The following is a 24013-nucleotide window of genomic DNA, read 5'->3' as shown; positions in this document are numbered from 1 at the left end:
GCCCGCGAGCATGAGGGACGACGCGGCCCACCCCTTCGAGAGGACCCTCATGCTCGGACGCATCGCCGCGGCAGCCGTACCTGTGCTCGGCCGCCTCGGCGTCTCCCGCGACGCATCGTTCCGGCACGAGCCCGGCACGGTGTTCGTCGCCAACCACACCTCCCTCGCCGACCCCGGCCCGGTGTTGGCCGCCCTGCACCGCGAGGGAATCCGGGTCACCGTCATGGCCACCGCCGGCCTGTGGCGCGTCCCGGTCCTGCGCGGCCTGCTGGAACGGGGCGGCCACATCCCCGTCCACCGGGGCTCCGCCCATGCGGCCGGGGCCCTGGACGCCGCGGCCCGGGTCCTCGCGGCCGGCGGCGACGTCCTCATCTACGGCGAGGGCCGGCTCCCGCTGCGCCTGGACGCCGCCGAAGCCCCGCCGGAGGAGTTCCGTACCGGCCCGGCACGCCTCGCGGCCCGTACCGGGGCACGGGTCGTGCCCGTCGGGCAGGCGGGCGCGCGGCGCATCTCCTCCGGGAGCGGCGCGAAGCAGGTGGCGGGGTTCCTGACCGCACCGGTCCGGCAGCCGCGCCTCCACGTCCACCTCGGCGCCCCGCTCGACCTGCCCGCCGACATCGGTGCCGCGACCGCGGCGGCGCACCGCGGTGTCACCGCCGCCTGGCGGACCGCGGCCCGACGGCTGGGCGAACCGGCCGCCTTCGCGGGCTGATCCGCCGCGCGCAGGGTTCCGCGGTGCGCGGCGGGGACACCCGGAGACGATCGGAGACGATCGGCTGCGGGACCCTCAGCGGAGGCGCAGCAGGCGCGTGCCGACGGACGGTTCGGCCAGGTCCCGCCGGAGCGTCACAGGCACGGTCTTCGCGCCCGTGCCGGACCCCACCTTGAGCGTGCCGACCTCGGTGCCCGCCACGGCCTTCCGAGGGAGCCCGCCGGCCCCGGTCGTCAGCTCCAGCCGGACCTGCTGGCCGGGCAGCCCGACGACCTCGCAGTCCCGGGCGGCCACGACCTCGGTCCGGCCGCCCAGCCCGTCGTCCAGGTAGGCCACGACCTGCCCCTTGCGCACCGCCGGGGCCTTGGTCAGTCCTCCGCGCACCGCCGTGATGACCTTCTGGCTGTTGGCCTTCACCAGAGCGAGGCTGTTGAGGGCGTCCGGGTCCGGCGGCGGCGCGTGCTGGTCCATGAGCGCCCCGATGACCAGCGCGGTGTCGTCCCCGACGGTCTTGTACGCGGCCCACAGCAGGGTGCCGCCCGCCGCCGAACTCGACCCCGTCTTGATGCCGCGGACGCTCAGACCGGGAGCCACAAGCAGGTCGTTGTTGTTGGTGATCGGCTTGGGCAGCCCGGGGATCTTCGCGCTGGGCATCGCGACGATGGCGCGGAACGCCTCGTTCTGCATGACCGCCTCGCCCAGCTTCAGCTGGTCGGCGGCGGTGCTGACGGTCTTGGCGTCCAGTCCGCTGGGGTCGGTGTACACGGTGTCCGCCATGCCCAGTTCCCTGGCGGCCGCGTTCATCTTCGCCACGAAGGCGGCCTCGGAGTCGCTCCCGGTGTCCCAGCGCGCCAGCAGCCGGGCGATGTTGTTGCCCGAAGGGATCATGAGCATCTTGAGCATGTCCTGCTGGCTGAAGCTCGTTCCGGCCTTCAGGCCGGTGATCCGCGACTCGCTCTCGGAGGTGCCGTCGGCCACCGCTTTGGCGTCGACCTCGATGCGCGGGCCGGGCTCGTTCTTCTTGAGCGGGTGGTCCTTGAGGATGACGTAGGCGGTCATCACCTTCGCGACGCTGGCGGTGGGGACGGGCTTCTGCTCGCCGAAGGCGGCCGCGTCGCCGGACCCGACGATCCGTACGGCGCCGTGGCCCTTCTCCGGCCAGGGCACGGTGACGCTCCCGGCCACGGTGTGCGCGGTGACCGTGGCGGACATCGTGACGGCGGGCAGGGGGCGGAGCAGCTGGGCGCCCGCGGCCAGGCCGACGAGCAGCAGCAGCGGCGGGGCCCAGATCTTCACCCGCCGCGCGGCCTTCCGCGGCAGGGTCGGCGGCGCGGGAGGGGTGTTGGTCAGCTGAGCCAACAGGTCGAGCGGCGCGGCCGGCCCGGCGGCGCCCTCCTCCATCGGCCGGCCCGGCACGGGCCACTGCCCCTGCGCCTGCGCCTGTGCGGGGGTGTGGCTCGGTGCCTGCCCCTGCGCCTGTGCGGGGGTGTGGCTCGGGGCCTGCCCCTGAGTCCGTGCGGGGCCGTGGGTCGGTCCTTGCACCTGCCCGGGGCTCTGGCTCGGTCCCTGTGCCTGCCCCTGCCCGGGGCTCCGGCGCGGCCTCTCTCTCTGCCCCTGTGCCTGGTCGCGTCCCGGTCCCGGTGCTTGTCCCTGTTCCTGTGTCCGTGCCTGCTCGTGGAGGCGCCTCGGGTCCGGTGCCGGCTGCTGCCGCTCTCCGGGCCGCGGCTCCTGTTCCCGCTCCTGGTTCTGGACCTGGTTCTGGGCCTGGCTCTGGTTGCGGCCAGGCTGCTGTCGGTCCTTCGAGCCGGGCGTGGGCTGCTGCCGCGGTTCCGGTCCTGCCTCCTGCTTCCGGTCCTGCTCCACCTCCGGTTCCTGCTTCGCCGCCGGCTCCGTACGGGGCTCCGCCGCGTGCTCCGTGGTGGGCCTCGACGGCTCGTCCGCCGACTCCGGCTCGGGCGTCCGCTCTTGCGCCCGCTCGTGCGCCGGTTCCGGAGACGGCACCGTGTCGGGTTCGGAACCCCGCTCGTCCTCCGCCCCGGTCCTCCGGTCGCCCTCCGGTACGTGCGGCAGGTCGGATGCCGGCCGCTGCTCCGCCTCGGGCTCCGCCTCGGGCTCCGCCTCGGGCCCCGGTCCGGGCGCCGGTCCGGGCTCCGCCTCAGGCTCGGAGGCGGGTCCGTCGGCGCCCGGCGGGTCGGCTGCCTCACCACCCTCCTCGCCCCGGGTGCCCGCCCCGCCCTTCGCGGCCGTACCGTCTGCCGACTTCTCCCCGGCCGCCGCGCCGCCTCGTTCCCGTCCCGGTTCCCCGTCATCGGCGGCGCCGGCGTCGGACTCGTCCGCGTCGACCTCGGTGCCGGGCCGAGCGGCCCGTTCGGCACCGGCTTCCGGATCGGCGTCGTCGGCCCGCCCCCCGCGGCCCCCCTCGTCCTGGCCTTCGTCCAGGGCCTCCGCCGCCGGAGCCCCGGCGGCGGACGGGATCGCCGTGATCTCCGTCGGCTGGTCCGCGTCCCGCCGGGCGTCCGCCTCGGCGCCGTCGGTCTGCTTCCCCGATGTCGTCGTCATCTGCCGTGCCGCTCTGCTCGTTCCGTGTCCGTCTGGTGGACCGGCGCCCCTGCGAGGCGCCGCTGACCGTCCAGATCACTTCCGGTCCGTCGGGGTTTCGTTCGACCGGGTTCTGTAACCATTCGGTCATTTTCCGGGCCCGGACCGCCCTCGTCGGCCGTCCCGTTCCGGCGGCTCGGGTGCGGCACTCTCCCCCCAATGGGGTGATTGACCGCATTTCAGGTGTGTGTATAGGTGCCCAGGGCATCTGATGCAAGGCGAACGGAACCCCCAGCGCAACGAGGTGGCCCCATGACCGAAGCCGTGGCCTTCCCGCAGGACCGCACCTGCCCGTACCACCCGCCCGCCGGCTACCGGAAGTTCCGGGACGATCGCCCGCTCACCCGGACCACGCTCTTCGACGGCCGTCCCGTCTGGCTGGTGACCGGACACCCGGAGGCCAGGGCGCTCCTCTCCGACGGACGGCTGTCGACGAACGTGGAGAACGAGGGGTTCCCGATCCCGACCGCCCTGTTCCGCGACGTGCCCCGGCGCCGTACACCCCTCCTCGGGCTCGACGACCCCGAGCACAACGTCCAGCGCCGCATGCTGATCCCCGCCTTCTCGGTCAAGCGGGCCACCGCGATGCGCCCGCGGATCCAGGGGACCGTCGACCGGCTCATCGACGGCATGCTCGCCCGTGGCGACCGCGCCGAACTCGTCAGCGCCTTCGCGCTCCCGGTGCCGTCGAGCGTCATCTGCGAGCTGCTCGGCGTCCCCTACGCCGACCACGAGTACTTCGAGGAGCAGTCCCGGCGGCTGCTGCGCGGGCCGCGGGCCGCCGACGTGGAGGACGCCCGCGAGAGCCTCCTCGCCTACCTGCGCGAACTGATCAGGGCCAAGCGCGTGCGACCCGGCGGCGGCCTGCTCGACGAACTGGCCGCCGAACACCTCGCCGCGGGGCGGCTGGACGTCGACGAGCTGGCCGAGCTGGGCCTCATCCTGCTCGTCGCCGGCTACGAGACCACCGCGAACATGATCTCCCTCGGTGTCTTCACGCTGCTCCACCATCCGGAACAGCTGGCGCAGCTCCGTGCCGCCCCGGAGCTGCTCCCGGCAGCCGTGGAGGAGCTGATGCGTTTCCTGTCGATCGCCGACGGCATGCTCCGGGTCGCCGTGGCGGACATCGAGGTGGCCGGCACCGTCATCCGCAAGGACGACGGCGTCGTCTTCCCCACCTCCCTCATCAACCGCGACGACACCGTCTACGCCGACCCCGACACCCTCGACTGGCACCGTTCGGCCCGCCACCACGTGGCCTTCGGCTTCGGCATCCACCAGTGCCTGGGGCAGAACCTGGCCCGCGCCGAGCTGGAGATCGCCCTCGGCACCCTGCTGCGCCGCCTCCCCGGACTGCGCCTCGCCGTTCCCGCCGAGCGGATCCCGTTCAAGCCGGGCGACACTATCCAGGGCATGATCGAACTGCCGGTGGCCTGGTGACCGCCGCGAGGCCCGCAGGGCCCGCCGGCGGCCGTGTGCACATCGAGATCGACACCGGCCGCTGCATCGGGTCCGGCCAGTGCGCCAGGACCGCCCCCGGGGTGTTCACCCAGGACGACGACGGCCTGAGCACCCTGCTCCCGGGCGCATCCGCCACCGCCGACACCGCCTCGGTCCGGGAGGCGGCCCGCGCGTGCCCGGTGGGCGCCATCGCCGTCGGGGCGGCCCGCACCTGACCCCGCGTACCGCAGGGCACCTCACCCGCATGTGCCACGTCCTGCCGTGCTCTGGACAGGCGATCCGCTCCTCCGGAAGATGGCGGGTACGCGCGAGCCATGCAGGGGGAGGGCACGTGAGACCGGACGACACGGGGGATCCCGAGAACCGGCGGCCGTGGGAGCGCGCACGGGCGAGCGGGAACCAGGGGCGCGCCGGAGGCGGCGGTCCGGGCCGGCCCTGGGGGCCGGGGCATCCTCCGGTACCACCCGGGGCGCAGTTGCCCGAGCCGGTCCGGCAGTTGCGCGTTCTGATGATGGTGCTGGGCGGCGTGCAGGCCGTACTCGGGCTCGCTCTCGTGACCAACAGCGTCGCCGTCGCCACGTCGATCTGGGGTGAGGCCGACGCATCGACGCCGTGCTGTCAGACGCCGGGTGAGGCACACGCCGGGCAAGTGGTCTTCGCAGGGATCCTCGTGCTGGCGGTGGCCGCTTGGGGCATCGTCACCGCCCTCAAGTTCCCGACCCGCCACCCGGGCCTGCGCACTTCGGCCTTCGGCCTTCGCCTACGGCTGGACCGCCCTTCCCTTCACCGTGGTGTTCTTCCAGGTGATGCCCATACTCGGGGTGGTGTGGCTGGTGCCCGCGATCCTGGCCCTCGTGCGGCCGAACCAGCCGGAGAGCCGCGCCTGGTTCGTCGGTCATCCGGGATCATGAAACATGCTCCCGGATGACTGGCACATCACCCAAGACGTCGACGACCCGCTCGCGCCGCGGGCAAGGGGGATCACGAGCAAGTCGTCCGCTGGTGCCGTGAGTTCTGCGTCAGCGTCGGGGAGCAGTCCTCCATCGACCTGATCGACTCCGGCCGCTGGGCCGACTCACGCTTCGGCGACCGGCACTTCACGTTCTGGGCCACCCCGGACGGCACCCCCGTCTCCATGGCGGCCACGACCCCGGTCGTCGGCGGCATGGTCAGGGTCGACCCCGTCCACACCCCCGCCCACCTCAGGGGCCGCGGGTATGCGGGCGCAGTGACGGCCGAGGTGAGCAGGGCCGCGCCTGCCGCGGGTGCGACGGACGTCGTCCTGTTCACGGACCCGGCCAACGCCACCAGCAACGCCCTGTACCGGCGCCTCGGTTACGTCCACCTCGCCGACTTCGCGGGGTACCGGTTCTCCTGTGGCGCACCGGACGCCGGGTGAGACGCGGTCAGTTCCGGTGGTCGGCGTGGTCGGCGTGGTTGGCGTGGTCGGCGTGAGCGGCGTGAGCGGCGTGAACGGTGTGGTCGGCGTGATCCGTGCGGACCGCGCGGGCCAGGAAGTGGCCGGGGGCGTCCTCGTAGGCGTCCAGCCGCCAGCCCGTGGTCTCCAGCGCGGGGCGGAGGTTGTGCTCGGCGATGAGGTCGTCGGGGTCCAGGGGGCGGCTGTGCCGGGCGGCGCGTTCGGCGCGCCCGGAGGGGTGGAAGAGCAGCAGGACCCCGCCCGGGGCGGAGACGCGGGCCCATTCGAGGAGAGCGGTGTGCGGGTGGGGGAGGTGGTCGAGTAGACCCGCCGAGAAGATGCCGTGCACGGACGCGGCGGGCAGCGGGAGCCGGGTGCAGTCCGCGGCCAGCAGCCCGCCGTGACGGGTCCGGCCGTGCCGGGCGGCGGCCGTCAGCATGGCCGGGGTGACGTCGATGCCGAGGACCCGGCCCGCCGGGCCCACCTGGGAGCGGAGCGCGGGCATGGCCCGGCCGGTGCCGCAGCCGAGGTCCAGCGCGAGCCCCCCGGGCACCGTCCGCATGCGTGCGACGGCAGCCTCGTAGGCCGGGGTCTGGTAGGCGAACCGCTCCTCCCAGGCGTCGGCCCGGCGGGTGAAGAAGGCCCGGGTGGTGGTGTGCTCGGCGCGGGCGGTGACCAGTGCCGCGAACCGGCCCAGGATCTCCTCGCCCCAGGGACCGAGGACGGGTCCGGCCGGCGAACCGTGCCCGGCGCTGCCGCCTTCCCCCGTGCCCCCTGTCGCAGCCGCTTCCTCCTGCGGCAGGAAGCGTACGCCCCATGCGCTGACGCCGATCCGGAAAGCCTGCTCCGGGTAGCCCTCGCAGGAGGCCAGCACCACCGTGTCGGCGGGCAGTTCCAGGGGGTCGGGGGCAGGCCGCAGGCCCGGGGAAGGGAGGGAAGCCCCGCCGAAGACCGGGTCGCTGCAGGCCGCCGGAGTGAGCTCCACCGTCCCGCCGGCGGGCCCGGCGGCGTACGTGCGGGTGGCCGTGCCGGTGCCGTCCGCCAGCAGACGGGTGCCGGATCCCAGGGCCAGCAGGGGCACCTCCGCGGCGAGGGCCTCGCGTACGAGGGCCGGGTCGGGGACGCCCGCGGCCACGTCGCCCGTCCGGGGGACGGACCCCCCGCCGCCCAGGATGACCACGCCCTCCACGCCGCTCAGATCGGCGGACGGATCCTCGCCGTCCCCCAGCCGGACCGTCCGTGTTGCCAGACCTGCCGAGGCGAGCACCCGGTGCACGGTGGGCGGGGCCTCCGCAGAAGCGTGCTGTACGACGACGACCGCCATCCCTCACTCCTCACATTCGAGTCTGCTTGGCCATTTCAGATGGCATCTACGCAAGCATGTGCTCATGAGGGGTGCATATGCCAGACCGTCTCCGTCCGTGGGACGGATGGGGTTGGCTGTGGCTTCCGCCGAGCCTGGCGGCGGCGGGATGGAGGTTTCGCAGAACCTTCCGTCAGAGGGTGGCAGATGACATTTGTTCGATATCTTTCTCCGTGCATTTGCCAGCCGGGACGGATGATCGGCTGCGCAGACACGGCTGAGCCCGACGGGTCCGGCCGATCCCGCCGAAGCCGTCCCGCCCTCGGAGAGGAGTCCCGTCGTGAACCCTCGCGCATCGCTGCCCGCGGTGGCGGCAGCAGCGGTCCTGGTGCTCGCCGGCTGCGGCGACAGCGACAGCCCCGACAAAACGGCCGCCTCGCCGGCGAAGTCCGCGCCCGCCGCGGCGACGGGCTCCCCGGGCGCGGCCGGCCCCGCCCCCGCGCTGAAGCCCGGCGAGGTACGGGTCGCCGGTCAGGTGGACAAGCCGTACACCGTGACCCTGGCCTCGCTGCGCGGCCTGCCGCAGAAGTCGGTGGAGGTGGAGTACACCAGCGCCAAGGGGCAGCAGAAGCACACCTACCAGGGCGTCCTGCTGCACGACGTCCTCAAGGACGCGCAGCCGCGCTTCGACGCGTCGAAGAAGAACGGCCAGTTGCGCGGGGTCGTCGCCGCGACCGGCGGGGGCGACTACCGGGCGGTGTTCGCCTGGGCGGAGCTGGACCCCGGCTTCGCCAAGTCGCAGATCCTGCTGGCCGTTTCCGAGGACGGCAAGCCCTTCGACGACGCGGCCGGTCCGCGCCTGGTGGTCCCGCAGGACACCCGTGGAGGCCGCTACGTCTCCGAGCTGAACCAGCTGTGGGTCGGCACCGTGGACGCCTCGGTCGACGGCGCCGCCGGGGCCAGCGGTGCCGCAGGCTGACCGGGAGGCGGCCGGGGACCACCCGGCCGCCGGCGCGGGGGAGGCCGGGCGCGCAGGATCCGCCGCCTGCGGCGGCTTCTCCCGGCGGCGGATGCTGTTCGGCGCGGGTGGCGCCGCGGCGCTCGCCGCGGGAGGCGCCGCCACGGCAGCGGCCCTCCGCGACGGCGGCGACCGGGCCGCCGCCCCCGACCCCGTCGTCCCCTTCCACGGCCCGCACCAGGCGGGGATCCTGACGCCCCGGCAGCAGCACGTCCGGCTGGCCGCGTTCGACCTGGGGACCCGTACCGACCGGGGCCGCGCGGCGGCCCTCCTGATCCGCTGGACGACCGCCGCCGGGCACCTCACCCGCGGTGAGGCCCTGCCCCCCGAGCTCGAACCCCCGGGCTCCCGGGCCGCCGAGACGGGGGTCCTGGCCGGTTCCGGCCCCGCTCGCCTCACCCTCACCTTCGGTCTAGGTCACGCCTTCTTCGACCGCACCGGCCTGACCGCCGCCCGCCCCGAGGCCCTCGCCGCGCTGCCCGCCTTCCCCGAGGACCGGCTCGACCCCGCACGGGGCGACGGGGACCTGCTGGTGCAGATCGGCGCCGACGACCCGTTCGTCACCGCGCACGTCCTGCGCACCCTGCAGCGCCTGGCCCGCGGCGAGGCCGCCCTCCGGTGGACCATGACCGGGTTCACGGCCGCCGACGGCCGCCGCAACCTGATGGGCCAGGTCGACGGCACGAACAACCCCGACGCCCGCCGGGCCCTGCTGTCCGGCCCCGGCGTGCCGGCCTGGCTCGCCGGCGGCTCGTACGTGGTCATCCGGCGCATCCGCATGCTCCTCGACCACTGGGACACCCTGCCGCCCACCCACCGCGAACAGGCGCTGGGCCGCCGGACGGCCGACGGCGCCCCGCTGACCGGCGGTACCGAGCACACCCCCGTGGACCTGGCGGCCGTCCGCCCCGACGGTGTCCCGGTGATCGCCACCAACGCGCACATCCGGCTCGCCGCCCCCGCCTCCAACAACGGCGCCACCCTGGTCCGCCGCAGCTGGTCGTACCACGACGGACCACGAGCCGACGGCACCCCGGACGCCGGACTGCTGTTCACGGCCTGGCAGCCGGACCCGCGCACCGGCTTCGTCCCGGTCCAGCACCGGCTCTCCCGCGGCGACGCCCTCTCCCGCTACCTGGTGCACGAGGCGTCCGCGCTGTTCGCCGTCCCCGGCGGAATCAGCCCGGGCGGCTATGTCGCCCAGGCGCTCCTGGAGGGCTGACCCCGCCGCGCGGCCGGCGTGCTCACACCCGTGGAGCGCCGCCCGTGAGCGAGCCGGAGCGCAACGGCAACCCGCCCGGCGGCCCCCGGAAACGCCGCGGGCCGAGAGTCGTCCCCATGTCTTCCGCGACCGTCACGGCCTCCGCGCCGACCGCCCCCGCACCGCACGGCGCACCCCCCGCCGCACTGCTCTCCGCACCGCCGTCCCCGGCCGTGTCCTGGGCCCGCGCGCGGGTGCTGGCCCACGGCGCGGCCCGGCCGGTGCCCGCCCTGACGGTCCCGCTCCGCGCCGCCGCCGGGCTCACCCTCGCCGAGGACCTGCGCGCCCCGCAACCGCTGCCGTCGTTCGACACGGCGGCCATGGACGGGTACGCCGTTGCCGCCGGCCAGGGGCCCTGGCGGGTCCGCGGGGCCGTCCGCGCGGGCGCGGTGTGGAACGGCGTACTCGGGGCGGGGGAGTGCGTGGAGATCTCCACCGGTGCGCCGGTGCCCGCCGGGGCGTGCGCCGTGCTGCCGCTGGAGTCGGCGGAGGCCGGCGGCGGCCGGGTGTCGGGTCCCGTGCCGCCTCCGGGCCGGCACATCCGCCGGACCGGTGAGGACGCCCCGGCCGGCAGCCGTCTCGCGCCGGCGGGCGCCCGCACCGGCCCGGCGCTGCTCGGGCTGGCCGCCTCCTGCGGCCATGACACCCTCGCCGTCCGGCCCCGCCCGAGGATCGGTGTGCTGGTCACGGGCGACGAGCTCGATCAGGCCGGCCCGCCGGGCCCCGGGCGGGTGCGTGACGCCCTCGGACCGCTCCTGCCGCCGCTGGCCGCCGCCCTCGGAGGGCAGAGCGGCCCGCTGCTCCACATCGCCGACCGGCCGCACGGGCGGCTGGCCGGGGCCCTGCACACGATGCGCGAGGTCGACGCCGTCGTGGTCACCGGCTCCACGTCCGTCGGCGTCACGGACCAGTTGCGGCGGGCGCTCCACGACGCCGGGGCCCGGATGGTCGTCGACACGGTCGCCTGCCGCCCCGGGCACCCGATGCTGCTGGCCGGACTCCCGGGCGGACGCTGGGTGGTGGGACTGCCCGGGAACCCCTACGCCGCCCTGGTCGCCGCCCACACCCTGCTCGGCCCGCTGATCGCCGGCCTGTCGGGCCGCGCCCTCGACCCCCTGCCGCAGGTCCCCGTCCGGGGACGGGTGCGGTCCGCGCCCGGCAGGACGCGGCTGGTGCCCGTCGTGTGGGAGGGCGCCGGTGCCAGGGCCGCCGACGGACACGGCGCGGCCTTCCTCCGCGGGGCCGCCGTGGGGGACGCGCTCGCGGCCCTCCCGCCCGGCTGGGCCGAGGGCGACCCGGCACCGCTGGTCCTGCTGCCCGGCGCCCCGTGACGGGTCTACGGGGTCGCGCGTACGAGCACGAGCGAACCCTCGTACGCCGTCCTGCGGCGCAGGTGACCGTACTCCGCGTCCCACGCCCCGGTCTCCAGGTCGTGGCGCAGGCTCTTGTCGAAGCGCTCGCGCGCGTGGTCGTCGACGAAGCTCCACGCCGAACAGGCCTGCCGGGCCGCCGGGTCGAGCAGCATCTCGGGGCGGCCGAAGTAGGCCTCGTTGAACCCGTCGGTGCAGTGCAGCGGGATCGGCACGGTCTGCACGGAGCCGGTCCCGCCGAGTGAGGCCGCCAGCTCCTCGACGGTCGGGTAGCGGCGCGCCTCGGTGTCGAGGACCTCGGGCGCGTAGCGGTACAGCCAGAAGTCCCGCACCAGCGCGGGATCGCAGGTGAGGATGACGACCGGCCCGCGGGTCACCCGGCGCATCTCCTGCAGCCCCGCCCGCACGTCGGACCACTGGTGGACGCTGAACAGCGTCATCGCCGCGTCGAAGGCGCCGTCCTCGAACGGCAGGTCCTCGGCGACCGCGTCGATCGCGCGGGCCAGCCGGTCCGGGCGCTGGTCGCGCATCGCCCGCGAGGGCTCGACGGCCGTGACCGTGCGCGCCGCGTTCTCGTACGATCCGCTGCCGGCACCGACGTTGAGCACGGTCTGCGCGTCGCCCAGGGCGTCGGCGATGAACCGGGCGATCTGCTCGTCCGGCCGGCGGTAGGAGGAGTATCCGGCGCCGATCGCGCCGTAGTCGACGTCGCCGGCACTGCCGTCCTGCGTGCGTGTGTCCATGGGTCTTGCCTCGCCTCGTGTACGGGAACGGGGGAAGGGGTCGCGCGCGCCCACCGGTGGTGCCGGTCGGCCGGGCACGGGAGAGACGCTTCGGGGGATGGGGGAAGGGGAGGGCTAGGGCCTGTCGTCAAACTCGCGTCTGCCCCGCGGCGCCTGGCACGCACTCTCGCCGCACCGGGCGAGAGCACGAGTACGTCCAGTACGCGGGCTCCCGCCCGGCCCGCCGAGAGCACGCACCAGACGCCGTGGGGCCGCCCTCCGGGCGACGACGCGAGTTTGACGACAGGCCCTAGGACCAGAGCAGGAGCCGTTCCCAGCCGGCGCCGGTCCGCTCGTAGCGCAGCCGGGTGTGGACGCGGTTCCGGGCCGCCTGCCAGAACTCCACCTCCGCGGGAGCGAGGGTGTAGAGCGTCCAGGCGGAGTCGACGAGTGACGGCTGTCGCTCGATCAGCGCCAGGGACTTCTCCAGGGCCTGGTCGCGTTCGGCGGTGTCGGCCAGGTACTGGCTCTGGCGGGCCAGCAGGGCCTCGGCGCGGGCGGTGGCCGACCGGCTGAGGAAGTCGGCGGCGCTGTCCTCGGTGGATCCGGGCGTCACGGGCCCGCGCAGGCGTACCTGGCGGCCGTGCTCGGGCCAGTAGAAGGTGAGCGCGGCGCGCGGATGGACGGCCAACTGGTGTCCCTTGGGGCTGAATCCGTGCCCGGCGAACTGCCAGCCGGAGCCGTCCACCCCCTTGAGGATCAGCACCCGGGCGTCCGGGTCGCCGGCCTCGTCCACCGTGGACAGGGTCATCGCGTGCGGGTCGCGCAGACCGTCCGCCACTGCGTCGGACAGCCAGGACAGGAACAGGCGCACGGGGTCGGCCGGCGCGTGTTCGGGGAGGAACTCCGGAAGAGGCCCCGCGAACACCTCGATGTTCCGCAGCCACCCGCGGACGGTGCTGCCGTGCTCTCCGTCGCCCACCTGTCGCCTCCTTCACCGGACACCATCTCACTCATCCTGCATCTGCCGGTGATTTTCGACAATGGCACCGCAAATGCTTGTCCCATAAGCCAAACAATCTGGTGGATGCGCGAACGGATTTGGAGCTGTCGACGAGGTGACGGGATCCGCCCCGGCGTCCGGAATCCGGATCCGACCGACCTCATCGCGAACGTGAGGGCGCGGTGTGGGAGTTCGGGAGCCGCCGTGTGCGAGGTGAAGGCGCTGCGGGGGCCTGTGCAAGAAACCTTGTCGAACAGGCCCCACACCGGGGTTCGTTCTTGATTTGCTCCTGTCAATCGGAAGAGGGTTGTTCCGCACGCTTGACGCCCCACACGTCAGCCGGAGGAGAACTCACTTCATGTCAACTCACAGGCGCACCAACCGACTTCGCTATGCGTCCGTCACCGCGGGAGCCGCCACGGCCGTGGCCGCGGCCCTGTTCGCGGTCCCCCTCGCAGGCGCCGCGACCCCCGCCGAGGGCACTGTCCACGGACTCGGAGCACCGGGCGCGGTCGACGGAAGCTTCGTCGTCATACTCGACGCATCCGCGAACAAGGAGAACCTGGCGAAGAAGTACGGAGGCAAGCTGGAGCGCGCCTACGGCTCCGCCGTCAACGGCTTCTCCGCCTCCGGGCTGACCGAGAAGGAGGCCAGGCAGCTCGCCGCGGACCCCGCGGTCGGCACGGTCGTCCAGAACAAACGATTCACCATCAACGAGACGCAGGAGAACCCGCCCTCCTGGGGGCTGGACCGGATCGACCAGACCGAAACGGCAGGTGACCGCAAGTACACCTACCCGGACGGCGGCGGCGAAGGAGTGACCGCCTACGTCATCGACACGGGCGTCAGGATCTCGCACGAGGACTTCGGCGGACGGGCTGCCCACGGCTTCGACGCGGTGGACAACGACGACAGCGCCGACGACGGCAACGGGCACGGCACCCATGTGGCGGGCACCATCGCCGGCACCGCCCACGGCGTCGCCAAGAAGGCCAAGGTCGTCGCCGTACGGGTGCTGGACGACAACGGGTCCGGCACCACCGAGCAGGTCGTGGCGGGCATCGACTGGGTGACGGAGCACCACTCGGGCCCGTCCGTGGCGAACATGAGCCTGGGCGGCGGGGTCGACGAGGCGCTGGACGCGGCGGTCAAGCGGGCCATCGACTCGGGGGTCACCTTCGCGGTGGCCGCCGGCAACGAGTCCCGCGACGCCGGCCAGGGCTCTCCCGCCCGCGTCCCGGAGGCCGTCACGGTCGCCTCCAGCACCGAGGGCGACGAGCAGTCGGACTTCTCGAACTTCGGCTCGGTGGTGGACCTGTACGCCCCCGGGTCGGAGATCACCTCCGCCTGGAACGACAGCGACACGGGCACCAAGACCATCTCCGGCACCTCGATGGCGACTCCGCACGTCGCGGGTGCCGCGGCCGTCTACCTGGCGGCTCACCCCTCCGCCACGCCGGCGGAGACCGCCGCCGCGCTGACCGGGGCCGCCACCGAAGGAGCCGTCAAGAACCCGTCCGCGGGCACCGCGAACAAGCTGCTGAAGGTGGCGCCGTAACGGCGGACAGCCCTGCACCCCTCACCGGGCGGCACGGTTCACCCGCCCCCCGCCCGTCCCTCCGGGGGCGGGCGGGGGGCGCGCCCGGTTCCGGAGGATGCCTCCGATACCGAACGGCCGTCAGCGCTGGCGGCCCGGCCGCCCGCTTGCGAGGCTGGGCACCATGGACGCGGACTCCTCTTCGTGGGCCTGGGGACGACCGCAGACCTCCCCCTTCGCCCACCCCCAGGGCTTGCGCGGACGCCTCGCCGGACGGTTCATGCTGTGGACCAACCAGCAGGACGAGGTGCTCGACGCCCTGAACGTCCAGCCGGGCGACCGCGTGCTGGAGGTGGGATACGGCCCGGGCGGGCTGCTGGGACTGCTGGCCTGCTCGACGGCGGCCGCCGCCGTGCTGGGGGTGGACCCCTCACCCACGATGCGCTCCGCCGCGGCCAGGGCCAACCGTGCCGCAGTCCGCTCCGGCCGGATCACCCTGGGACTGGGCACGGCCGAACACACCGGACTCGCCGACCGGAGCGTGGACCGCATCGCCTCGGTGAACAACGTCGGCCTGTGGCCCGACCTCGAAGCGGGAGTGCGGGAGCTGCACCGGGTGCTGCGCCCCGGCGGCACCGTGCTGATCGCCTGGCACGGTGGCTCGTCCCCCCGGCGCCTCGAACGCCGGCTGCGCCTGCCACAGGACCGACTGGCACGCATCGAGGGCGCCTTGCGCCACCGTTTCACCGACGTGACGCGTCGCGAGCTGTCGAGACTGGACGTCTTCACGGCCGTGCGATGAGCCCGGCGCCGGTGCTCCGCCCCTGACGGGCCCTCGGACGCAGCACCGGCGCCGGTGGCGGGTTCAGCAGATGCGGGGCAGTTGCTCCCCGACCGGCAGGTCCACGACACGGGTGCCGCCGAGGGCCGTCCGCGCGACCACCATGCCGGGATGGTCCCGGACCGCCTCGCCGATCACCGCCGCACCCCGGCCCAGCGGGTGCGCGCGCATCGCGTCGAGGACCGCGTCGGCGTGTTCGCGGGGCACGAACGCGACGAGCTTGCCCTCGTTCGCGACGTACATCGGGTCCAGGCCGAGGATCGCACAGGCGTTGGCGACGGCCGGCGGAACCGGCACAGCGGTCTCCCGGATCACCACGCCGGTGCCCGAAGCGGCCGCGATCTCGTTGAGGGCGGCAGCCAGCCCGCCCCGTGTGGGGTCGCGCAGCACGTGCAGGTCGGGGGTGACGGCGAGCATCGAGGCGACGAGCCCGCCGAGGGCCGCGCAGTCGCTCGCCACGTCCACCCCGAACTCCAGCCCCTCCCGGACACTCATGATGGCGACCCCGTGCAGGCCGATGTCACCGCTCACGATGACCACGTCACCGGGGACCACCCGCTGCGGGCGCAGGTCCACACCCGCCGGGATCAGCCCGATCCCCGCCGTGTTGAGGTAGATCCCGTCGCCGTGGCCCGCCTCCACCACCTTGGTGTCACCGGTCGCCACCTCCACGCCGGCGGCCCGCGCGGCGGCCCCCAGTGCCCCGGCCACCCGGGCCACTTCCGCGACCTCCACCCCCTCCTCCAGGATGAACCCGCAGGACAGGTAGGCGGCCTGGGCCCCGCACATGGCCAGGTCGTTGACCGTGCCGTTGACGGCCAGGTCGCCGATGCTGCCGCCGGGGAAGAACAGCGGCCGGACCACGTAGGAGTCCGTGGAGAAGGCCAGGCGGGCCCCGCCCAGGGTGACCTGGGCCCCGTCGCCCATACCGGCGAGTGCCTCGCCCCCGTAGGCGGGGGCGAAGACGTGCCGGACCAGCTCGGCGGAGAGGGCGCCGCCCCCGCCGTGACCCATCACCACCCGCGGGTGGTCGCGCAGCGGGGCCGGACAGGTCCAGCCCGTCACATCCAGGGGCGCGGTCCCTGTGGTTCCCGCGGTCCCTGTGGTTCCCGCGGAACCTGTGGTTCCTGCGGTCCTTGCGGTCCCTGTGGTCTCAGGCAACGGGGCTCGTCTCCAGCGTCGTCGGGCCGGCCGAGGCCGGGATGTCGGCGGTCCGTGCCGGGGCCGGGTCCAGCCGCCGGTACAGGTAGTACGCGGCGCACGCGCCCTCGCTCGACACCATCGTGGCGCCGAGCGGGGTGCGCGGGGTGCAGGTGGTGCCGAACGCCGCGCACTCCCGCGGCTTGATCAGCCCCTGGAGCACCTCGCCGCTGCGGCACTCCGCGGGCTCGCGGGTGTCGATGCCGGTCACCGAGAACCGGTGCTCGGCGTCGAACTCCCGGTACGCCGGCGACAGCCGCCAGCCGCTGTCCGGGATCACCCCGATCCCGCGCCAGGCCCGGTCGGTGACCTCGAAGACCTCCGCCAGCACGGCCAGCGCGGCGGGGTTCCCCTCCGGGCGCACGGCCCGCGCGTACGCGTTCTCCACCCGGTGCTCGCCGCGCTCCAGCTGCCGCACCGCCCGCCGTACGCCCTCCAGGATGTCCAGCGGCTCGAAGCCGGTCACCACGATCGGCACCCGGTGCCGCTCCGCCAGCTCCGGGTACTCGACGGTGCCCATCACGCTGCACACATGTCCGGCGGCCAGGAAGCCCTGCACCCGGCAGCTCGGCGAGCTCATCACGGCCTCGATGGCCGGGGGCACCCGGACGTGGGAGACCAGCAGGCTGAAGTTGCGGATGCCGAGCCGCCGGGCCTGATGGACCGTCATGGCATTGGGCGGTGCCGTGGTCTCGAAGCCGATGCCGAAGAACACCACTTCCCTGTCCGGGTTCTGCCGGGCGACCTTCAGAGCGTCGAGCGGCGAGTAGACCACCCGTACGTCACCGCCCTCGCCGCGGACCCGGAACAGGTCCTTGCCGGTACCGGGCACCCGGAGCATGTCCCCGAAGGAACAGAAGATCACCCCGGGGCGGGAGGCGATCTCCAGGGCCTTGTCGATCACCTCGAGCGGGGTCACGCACACCGGGCAGCCCGGCCCGTGGATCAACTCGATCTCGTCCGGCAGCAGTTGGTCGATGCCGTGCCGGATGATGGTGTGCGTCTGGCCGCCGCAGACCTCCATCAGCGCCCAGGGCCGGGTGACCGTGGCCCGGATGTCGTCGAGCAGCCGCCCGGCGAGTTCCGGGTCCTGGAACTCCTCGATGTACTTCACCGCAGCTCCTCCTCCCGTACCGCGGCCCCCGCCGGGCCGGCGGACGCCGTCTCCTCCCCGAAGGGCCAGACTCCGTCGCCCGCCTCGGCGGCCGCCTGCTCCCACGGATCGCCGAACTCCTCCTGCAACATGCCGAGTTCGGCGAACAGTTCGAGGGTCTGCAGGGCCGAGGCCTCGTCCAGGCGCTGCAGGGCGAAGCCGACGTGCACGATGGCGTACTCGCCGACCCGAAGGTCCGGCAGGTATTCCAGGCAGACCTCCTTGACCACACCGCCGAAGTCCACGGTGGCCATGCGGGTGCCGTCCCGCTCACCGATCTCGATCACTCTGCCGGGTACCGCCAGGCACATGGCTCCTCCTCGCTGTGGGTGTTCCGGCTGTGGGCGTCCGTGCCCTCCAGGGCGGCCGCGACCATGAGCTGACCGAGCGCCAGGCCGCCGTCGTTCGGCGGTACCTGCCGGTGGCGCAGCACGGTGAACCCGGCCTCCCCGAGCAGTCGGGCGCAGGCCGTGGACAGCAGGGTGTTGGCGAACACCCCGCCGGTGAGCGCGACCGTGTCCAGTCCGTACCGGTCGCGGGCGGCCGTGCTCAGGTCGGTGACGAGCCCGGCGACCGCGGCATGGAACCGGGCGGCGACCACGGCGGGCGGGGTGCCCGCCCGTACGTCCGCCACCACGGCGGCCAGCAGCGGCGCCGGATCGGCGACGGCCGGGCCCTCGCCCGCGTGCCGCACGTCGAACCGGTAGCCGGGCGCGGGATGAGCCTCCCCGGGCGCGCCGACGGCCGCCGACTCCAGCTCGATCGCGGCCTGCGCCTCGTACCCGGCCAGGTGGCAGACCCCGGCCAGGGAGGAGACGGCGTCGAACAGCCGGCCCATGCTGGACGTCGGCGCACAGTTCAGGCTCCGCTCCAACTGCCGTCGCAGTACGGCGCGTTCCTGCGGCGGGCAGGCGGCCGTGCAGGGCAGCTCCGGCGACCAGTCGATGCCCGCCGCCCACAGGTGGGCCAGCGCCATCCGGTACGGCCGGCGCACCGCGGTGTCCCCGCCGGGCAGCGGCACGTACGCCAGGTGTGCGAAGCGCCGGTGCCCGCGGTAGTCCGCGATCAGCACCTCGCCGCCCCACACCGCGCCGTCCGTCCCGTATCCGGTGCCGTCGAAGGCGATCCCGATCACCGGGCTGCCGCCGTCCAGGCCGTGTTCGGCCATCGCCGAGGCGATGTGCGCGTGGTGGTGCTGGACGCGCACGAGCGCGTGCCCGTCCGAGGCCGCCCGCTGCTCCGCCCACCGGGCCGACCGGTATCCGGGGTGCAGATCGGCCGCGAGCAGCCGGGGCTCGACACCGGTGAGGGACTCCAGCTGGCGTCCGGTGCGGATCAGGGCGGTCCGGGCGGCAGCCGAGTCCAGGTCCCCGAGGTGCGCGGACAGCCAGGCCCGCCGGTCCCGGCCCAGGCAGAAGACGTTCTTCAGGTCGCCGCCCGCGGCCAGCACGGGCGGAACGGGCAGCGGCAGGGGGAGCGGCAGCGGGGCGTACCCGCGGGACCGGCGCACCAGCAGCGGTTCCCCGTCGCACACCCGCACCACGGAGTCGTCGCAGGGGACGTGGATCGGCCGGTCGTGGGCGAGCCAGCCGTCCGCGATCCCGGCGAGCAGCTCCAGAGCCTCCGCGTCCTCGGTGACGATCGGCTCCCCGGACAGGTTGGCGCTGGTCATGACCAGCAGCCGGGGACCGGGCGGATCCCCGGGCAGGCCGAGCAGCAGGTGGTGGACCGGGGTGTACGGCAGCATGAAGCCGAGGTCCGGGCAGCGCGGGGCCACCTCCGGAGCCACCGTCCCCGCGGCCGCGCCGGTACGCCGCCGCAGCAGGACCACCGGCCGGACCGGCCCGGTCAGCAGCCGGCGTTCCTCCGGGCCGGCCACGGCGAGCGCCTCCACCGCCGCCAGGTCCGGGGCCATCAGGGCGAACGGCTTGTCCCCGCGCGCCTTGCGCCGGCGGAGCTCGGCCACCACTCCGGAACGGGTGGCGTCGCAGGCCAGGTGGTAGCCGCCGAGCCCCTTCACGGCGAGGATCCCGCCGTCGGCGAGCAGCGCGCGGGCCGCCGCGACGGGGTCCCGGCCGTCCTCCTCGCGGGGCGGGCGGCCGGTCAGGAAACGCAGTCGGGGCCCGCAGGCCGGACAGGCCACCGGCTGGGCGTGGAACCGGCGGTCGGCCGGATCGGCGTACTCCCGGGCGCAGTCGGGGCACATCGGGAAGCCCGCCATCGTGGTGTGTTCGCGGTCGTACGGCAGCGAGGTGACGATGGTGAACCGTGGCCCGCAGTGGGTGCAGGTGATGAACGGGTGCCGGTACCGCCGGTCTCCCGGATCGGCGAGTTCGCGCACGCAGTCGGCGCAGGTGGCGGTGTCGGGGGAGACCAGGGTGCGGGCGGCGCCCTTGCCCCGGGAAGCGACGATGCGGAAGCCGAGGGTGCCGGCGGCGGGCAGTTCGTCCTGGTGGACCGCCTCGACCAGGGCCAGCGGCGGGGCCTCGGCGGCGAGCCGGTCGCAGAACTCCCGTACGGCCGCGGCCGGTCCCTCGACCTCGGCGATCACGCCCTCGGGGGTGTTGGTGACGTGCCCGGCCAGGCCCAGGGCGGTGGCCCGGGTGTAGACGTACGGGCGGAAGCCCACGCCCTGGACGACTCCGCGCACGGTGACGCGGCGGCGCTGGAGGATCTCCATGGTGCTGTCGTGTCGCGCCGGTCAGCGCTGCCCGCGCGGGGCGGTGGGGGTGCCGTGTGCGGGGCGGTGCTCGTGGGGGCCGTCGTGACGGTGGTCGTGCTCGTGGCCGTGGTCGTGCCCGTGGCTGTGGCTGTGGTCATGTCCGTGGTCATGTCCGTGGTCGTGACCATGTACGTGGCCGTGTACGTGCCCGTATGCGTGGCCCGCGTCCGGGAGCGGGTGCTGCGCCATCACCGGCGCGTGCGCCGCGGCTCCCGCGTGGACGGCCAGCGCCCGGTCCAGCACCAGTCCCAGGCCGGTCCCGCGCCGGGCGGAGGTCAGCACCACCTCCACGCCCGGGTTGACCCGCTGGACGTTGCCGCGGAACGCGGCCTCGTCGAACTCGGCGGCCGCCGCGAGATCCGCCTTGGTGACCACCACCAGCTGCGCCAGCCCGAAGGCGGTGGGGTACTTGAGCGGCTTGTCCTCGCCCTCGGTGACCGAGGCGAGCACCACGCGGAGGCTCTCCCCGAGGTCGTAGGAGGCGGGGCAGACCAGATTGCCCACGTTCTCCACGAACAGCAGCGGGGTCCCCTCGGGCAGCCAGCCGTCCAGATGCCGGCCGAGCATGCCCGCCTCCAGGTGGCACAGCCCGTCGGTGAGCACCTGCTTGACGGGAAGCCCGGAACGGGCCAGCCGGACCGCGTCGTTCTCGGTGGCCAGGTCCGCCGTCAGCGCGGCCGCGCCCACGCCCCGCTCCCGAGCCAGCTCCAGTTCCTTCTGCAGCAGTTCCGTCTTTCCGCTGCCGGGGCTGGAGAGCAGGTTGACGACGGTGGTGCCGGTGGCGGTGAGCCGGGCGCGCAGCGCCTGCGCGGTCTCGTCGTTCCGGGCGAGCACCGCCTGCTTCAGGTCGACCTCACGGCACATGGTTCAGCGCTCCTCGGGGATCGGTTCACGGGTCCGGGTGGCGGCGCACGACGGGTCGTCCTCCCAGGTCACACCCGAGATCTGCAGCTCACGCCCGGTCAGCAGCCCGGTGCCGGCCGCGCCGCCGCAACCGGGACAGCACAGGTCCGGGGGCATGCCGACGGCCCACTCGGCCGTACAGGAGGCGCAGCGGGCCCGGGCGGGCACCGGGGTGGTGACCAGGGCGGCGCCCTCCAGGACCGTTCCGGCGCAGGCGAGTTCGAAACAGAACGCCAGCGCGTCGGGTACGACCCCCGCCAGCTCGCCCACCTGGAGCCGGACCTCGCGGACCGCGGTCGCACCGCCGGCCCGGGCCGCCTCTTCCACCTGGTTCACGACCGCCATGGCGATCGACATCTCGTGCACGGTTCTTCGGCCTCCGTCCTGCCGCGGCTCATTACAGCGGCAGGAGGGGGCGGTTGCGGGCGGGCACGCCGTGGCGCCGCGTACCCGTAGGCCATTCGGGCGGGTACGCGGCGCCGGGTGGGGAGCGGAGCCCGGCGTGCGGGTCAGATCCTGCGGATGTGCATGTACCGCTTGATGTCGGGCAGCACCATCGCCACGACGGCGGCTGCGATGGCGGCGAGGAACGCGCCGCCGGCGGCTGATTTGTTCATGGCATCTCCTCAGTTCAGCGGTTGCCGGATTGCCCGGTCGGTCGGTGGGTGTGCGGGCGTTCCCGCCGGGGTCCCCGGCTGCGGGGCTGTGCTTCCGATCAGGTCCAGGACCATCCGCACGGCCTCCGGTACGGCGGCGGCCACCGGGCCGCTGAGCCCGATGCCCTCCTCCACGCAGGCCGGTTCGCAGCCCACCACGAGGATCCGGCGCGGCGGGGAGCCGCCGGTGCCCGCGCACAGGGTGCCCAGCAGGGCGAGCACCGTGTCCGGGGTCATGTGGTGGCCGTCCAGCACCGGGGCCCCGCCGGGGGCCGGCGACGGCGGTCCGCCGGCCGGGTCCGGCTCGATCAGGTACAGGGTGCCGGGCGCGCCGCCGCGGGCGGTGGCGTCGACCAGGACCACGGTGTCGTACCCGTCGAGCATCTGGTAGGCGAGGTGGACCCCGCGCACGCCGAAGTCCACCGCCTCGGTTCCCTCCGGCAGCGGGTGCCGGGCCAGTTCGCGCACCGTCTCCACGCCGAAGCCGTCGTCCCCGAGGAAGACGTTCCCGATGCCGGCGACCAGGACGGTGCCGCTCATCGCTCCGTCCACCGCTCCGCTCACCGTTCCTCCAGGGGGGCGACCTCGTCCGGCTTGAAGTACAGGAACCGGCCCTGTTCGCGGCGGATGTCGGCGCCCGGGTCGCCCTCCACGGTGACGGCCAGGTGCACCTCCCCGTCCACGTCGTGCAGGACCGCTTCCACCAGGGCGGGGCGGTCCCGGAGGAACAGGTCCTGGGCGTCGGTGCGGCGGGCTCCGGGGCGCAGCCGCACCCGGCTGCCCGCGCCCACCGGGACGCCGTCGACGTGGATCCGTTCCGGCGGCGGGGGGCCCGCGTCCGCCCCGGCGGGATCCCACCAGGGGGACTCCGGCCGGAACAGGGCGGCCTCGTCGACGGATCCGGGGTCCGCGCCGGACGCGCCGTACACGCCTGACGCACGGGACTCCCCGGTGATCTCGCGCAGGGACCGCACCGCGCCGTGCAGCCGGTCCAGGACCTCCGCGGGCAGGGAATCGGCGAGGTCGATCACGGCGGCGGCCCGGTCGTCGGTGCCGCGCGCCTCCCGCTTCTCGTCCTCGGTCAGGGCCGCGGTGCGCAGGGCCAGGATCTCGTCGATCTCGGTGGCGTCGTACATGGCGCCGGCGCTCTCGGGCGCGATGGCGGGATGGTCCTCCAGGATGATCGGGGAGGACAGCACCACGTCGGTCCGGCCGGGCCCGCCGGCGAGCACCGGCCAGGTGTGCCGGTTCTCGCACGCGGCCACCTCGTGCCGGGCCCACTCCGGGGGCTCCGTCATCGACAGGAAGGACCCTGCGCTCAGCCCGAGCAGCAGATGGGCCGCGACGAGGGAGCGGGGCAGGGCCGCGTCCCGGTCGGCGGCCTCGATGCCGTCCTCCGGCTGCCAGCCGCTGGTGTTCTCGACCAGGGCGGTGAGCCGGAACGCCCGGTAGGGGACGTCGAGTTCGGCGGCGTGCAGCCGGACGGTGCCGTGCACCGGCGCGCTCCGCCGGACGAGCCGGCCCACGGTCCGGCCGGTGTCGTCGAGGACGTGCTCGGTCTCCTCCCGGGCGGGCCGGGAGAACGGGAAGACCAGCCCGTCGCCGGTGAGCCCGGTCACCGGCACCCGGAACTCCACCCGTTCCTCGGCGCCCTCGTCCCAGGGGACCAGGACCCGGTCGGCCAGGTGCAGGGCGTCGGTGTCGGCGAAGCCGCCGGGACCGGCCCGCTGCACGGTACGCCGTACGGGGTGCAGGAAGCGCAGCTCGACGGCGATGTCGGCGGCGCCCCGCGGTTCCATCAGCAGCTCGGTCCGGGCGGCCGAGTGCTCGCCGTGCGCGGGTCCCCAGGCGGGCGGGACGAGGACGCCGAACTGCCAGCGCAGCCGGTTCTTGGCGGCCGACGCACGGTAGGGGTAGAGCACGTAGCCCTCGAACAGGACGGCGTCGGCGACCTGCCGGGCATGCGCGAAGGGATCACCGGCGGGCGTGCCGGACAGGCCGGCCGGCGGGGCCTGGGTGGTGGTCATCGCGGAGGCCTCCCACCGGAACGGGACAACAGGGCATTCGGCCGCACCGGAACGGAGCCGGGCGGGGGCGGCGGCGGGGCGGGCGCCCCGGCAGGGCCGGACGGAGGCG

21 protein-coding genes and 1 pseudogene are annotated in these 24013 nt (G+C 74.5%); 9 read left to right on the top strand and 13 right to left on the bottom strand.

Features of this window, described 5'->3' with window-relative positions; all coding sequences use genetic code 11:
- Positions 1-49: 49 nt before the first annotated feature.
- Complete coding sequence (locus ACGFQ9_RS03280; protein WP_393570609.1) at positions 50-712, top strand: lysophospholipid acyltransferase family protein; 663 nt, start codon at positions 50-52, stop codon at positions 710-712.
- A gap of 75 nt (positions 713-787) precedes the next feature.
- Here the strand turns inward: ACGFQ9_RS03280 and ACGFQ9_RS03275 are convergent, their stop codons facing one another.
- The gene (locus ACGFQ9_RS03275) at positions 788-3271 is read right to left on the bottom strand and encodes a serine hydrolase (RefSeq protein ID WP_393570608.1); all 2484 of its coding nucleotides are present in this window, start codon (positions 3269-3271) and stop codon (positions 788-790) included.
- Positions 3272-3562: 291 nt separating this feature from the next.
- Between ACGFQ9_RS03275 and ACGFQ9_RS03270 the strand changes: the two genes are divergently transcribed.
- The 3 genes and pseudogenes from ACGFQ9_RS03270 to ACGFQ9_RS03260 form a co-directional block, all read left to right on the top strand.
- Positions 3563-4750, top strand: a complete 1188-nt coding sequence (locus ACGFQ9_RS03270) for a cytochrome P450 (RefSeq protein ID WP_393570606.1) — start codon at positions 3563-3565, stop codon at positions 4748-4750.
- 35 nt (positions 4751-4785) lie between these two features.
- A complete protein-coding gene (locus ACGFQ9_RS03265; RefSeq protein ID WP_393570814.1) occupies positions 4786-4986 on the top strand; it encodes a ferredoxin in 201 nt (66 codons plus the stop codon).
- Between the two features lie 743 nt (positions 4987-5729).
- A pseudogene (locus ACGFQ9_RS03260) lies at positions 5730-6170 on the top strand (GNAT family N-acetyltransferase); the annotation flags it as partial.
- A gap of 7 nt (positions 6171-6177) precedes the next feature.
- Here the strand turns inward: ACGFQ9_RS03260 and ACGFQ9_RS03255 are convergent.
- A complete protein-coding gene (locus ACGFQ9_RS03255) occupies positions 6178-7512 on the bottom strand; it encodes a methyltransferase domain-containing protein (RefSeq protein WP_393570604.1) in 1335 nt (444 codons plus the stop codon).
- Between the two features lie 319 nt (positions 7513-7831).
- On the opposite strand from ACGFQ9_RS03255, the gene ACGFQ9_RS03250 reads away from it, so the two are divergent.
- The 3 genes from ACGFQ9_RS03250 to ACGFQ9_RS03240 all read left to right on the top strand — a co-directional run bounded on the left by ACGFQ9_RS03250 (position 7832) and on the right by ACGFQ9_RS03240 (position 11101).
- A complete protein-coding gene (locus tag ACGFQ9_RS03250) occupies positions 7832-8470 on the top strand; it encodes a molybdopterin-dependent oxidoreductase (protein ID WP_393570602.1) in 639 nt (212 codons plus the stop codon).
- Entirely contained in the window at positions 8457-9731 is a 1275-nt protein-coding gene (locus tag ACGFQ9_RS03245; protein WP_393570601.1) for a Dyp-type peroxidase, read from the top strand. Before ACGFQ9_RS03250 ends, ACGFQ9_RS03245 begins: the two co-directional genes overlap by 14 nt.
- A 116-nt stretch (positions 9732-9847) precedes the next feature.
- On the top strand, positions 9848-11101 hold the full coding sequence (locus ACGFQ9_RS03240; protein ID WP_393570599.1) for a molybdopterin molybdotransferase MoeA: 1254 nt from the start codon (positions 9848-9850) through the stop codon (positions 11099-11101).
- 5 nt (positions 11102-11106) lie between these two features.
- Here the strand turns inward: ACGFQ9_RS03240 and ACGFQ9_RS03235 are convergent, their stop codons facing one another.
- A complete protein-coding gene (locus ACGFQ9_RS03235) occupies positions 11107-11883 on the bottom strand; it encodes a class I SAM-dependent methyltransferase (RefSeq protein ID WP_393570597.1) in 777 nt (258 codons plus the stop codon).
- A gap of 289 nt (positions 11884-12172) precedes the next feature.
- Positions 12173-12844, bottom strand: coding sequence for a pyridoxal 5'-phosphate synthase (locus ACGFQ9_RS03230; RefSeq protein ID WP_393570595.1), 672 nt, complete (start codon positions 12842-12844; stop codon positions 12173-12175).
- A 379-nt stretch (positions 12845-13223) separates the two neighbouring features.
- Here ACGFQ9_RS03230 and ACGFQ9_RS03225 point away from each other — a divergent pair, with 379 nt between their 5' ends.
- Both ACGFQ9_RS03225 and ACGFQ9_RS03220 read left to right on the top strand, forming a co-directional pair.
- A complete protein-coding gene (locus ACGFQ9_RS03225) occupies positions 13224-14423 on the top strand; it encodes a S8 family serine peptidase (RefSeq protein WP_393570593.1) in 1200 nt (399 codons plus the stop codon).
- 163 nt (positions 14424-14586) lie between these two features.
- Positions 14587-15204, top strand: coding sequence for a class I SAM-dependent methyltransferase (locus tag ACGFQ9_RS03220; RefSeq protein ID WP_393570591.1), 618 nt, complete (start codon positions 14587-14589; stop codon positions 15202-15204).
- A 63-nt stretch (positions 15205-15267) separates the two neighbouring features.
- Here ACGFQ9_RS03220 and hypE read toward each other — a convergent pair whose 3' ends face one another.
- From hypE to ACGFQ9_RS03175, 9 genes are all read right to left on the bottom strand, one after another.
- Entirely contained in the window at positions 15268-16314 is a 1047-nt protein-coding gene (hypE, locus tag ACGFQ9_RS03215; protein WP_393570812.1) for a hydrogenase expression/formation protein HypE, read from the bottom strand.
- An 82-nt stretch (positions 16315-16396) separates the two neighbouring features.
- Entirely contained in the window at positions 16397-17557 is a 1161-nt protein-coding gene (gene hypD / locus ACGFQ9_RS03210) for a hydrogenase formation protein HypD (protein WP_393570589.1), read from the bottom strand.
- The gene (locus ACGFQ9_RS03205) at positions 17554-17907 is read right to left on the bottom strand and encodes a HypC/HybG/HupF family hydrogenase formation chaperone (protein ID WP_393570587.1); all 354 of its coding nucleotides are present in this window, start codon (positions 17905-17907) and stop codon (positions 17554-17556) included. Before ACGFQ9_RS03205 ends, hypD begins: the two co-directional genes overlap by 4 nt.
- On the bottom strand, positions 17880-20276 hold the full coding sequence (gene hypF, locus ACGFQ9_RS03200; RefSeq protein WP_393570585.1) for a carbamoyltransferase HypF: 2397 nt from the start codon (positions 20274-20276) through the stop codon (positions 17880-17882). Before hypF ends, ACGFQ9_RS03205 begins: the two co-directional genes overlap by 28 nt.
- A gap of 21 nt (positions 20277-20297) precedes the next feature.
- Positions 20298-21182, bottom strand: coding sequence for a hydrogenase nickel incorporation protein HypB (hypB, locus tag ACGFQ9_RS03195; RefSeq protein ID WP_393570583.1), 885 nt, complete (start codon positions 21180-21182; stop codon positions 20298-20300).
- A gap of 3 nt (positions 21183-21185) precedes the next feature.
- Positions 21186-21587 carry a hydrogenase maturation nickel metallochaperone HypA gene (locus ACGFQ9_RS03190; RefSeq protein WP_393570581.1) on the bottom strand — a complete coding sequence of 134 codons (402 nt, stop codon included), beginning with the start codon at positions 21585-21587 and terminating at the stop codon, positions 21186-21188.
- Between the two features lie 143 nt (positions 21588-21730).
- The gene (locus ACGFQ9_RS03185) at positions 21731-21838 is read right to left on the bottom strand and encodes a DUF6893 family small protein (RefSeq protein ID WP_393570579.1); all 108 of its coding nucleotides are present in this window, start codon (positions 21836-21838) and stop codon (positions 21731-21733) included.
- 9 nt (positions 21839-21847) lie between these two features.
- Positions 21848-22417 carry a hydrogenase maturation protease gene (locus tag ACGFQ9_RS03180; protein ID WP_393570810.1) on the bottom strand — a complete coding sequence of 190 codons (570 nt, stop codon included), beginning with the start codon at positions 22415-22417 and terminating at the stop codon, positions 21848-21850.
- Positions 22418-22437: 20 nt separating this feature from the next.
- A complete protein-coding gene (locus tag ACGFQ9_RS03175; RefSeq protein ID WP_393570578.1) occupies positions 22438-23904 on the bottom strand; it encodes a hypothetical protein in 1467 nt (488 codons plus the stop codon).
- Between the last annotated feature and the right edge of the window lie 109 nt (positions 23905-24013).

The sequence above is a fragment of the Streptomyces sp. NPDC048603 genome (genome assembly GCF_043199475.1).
GTDB lineage: Bacteria > Actinomycetota > Actinomycetes > Streptomycetales > Streptomycetaceae > Streptomyces.
Note: the sequence above shows the minus strand (reverse complement) of the source record. Positions and strands in the feature narration are given on the sequence as shown.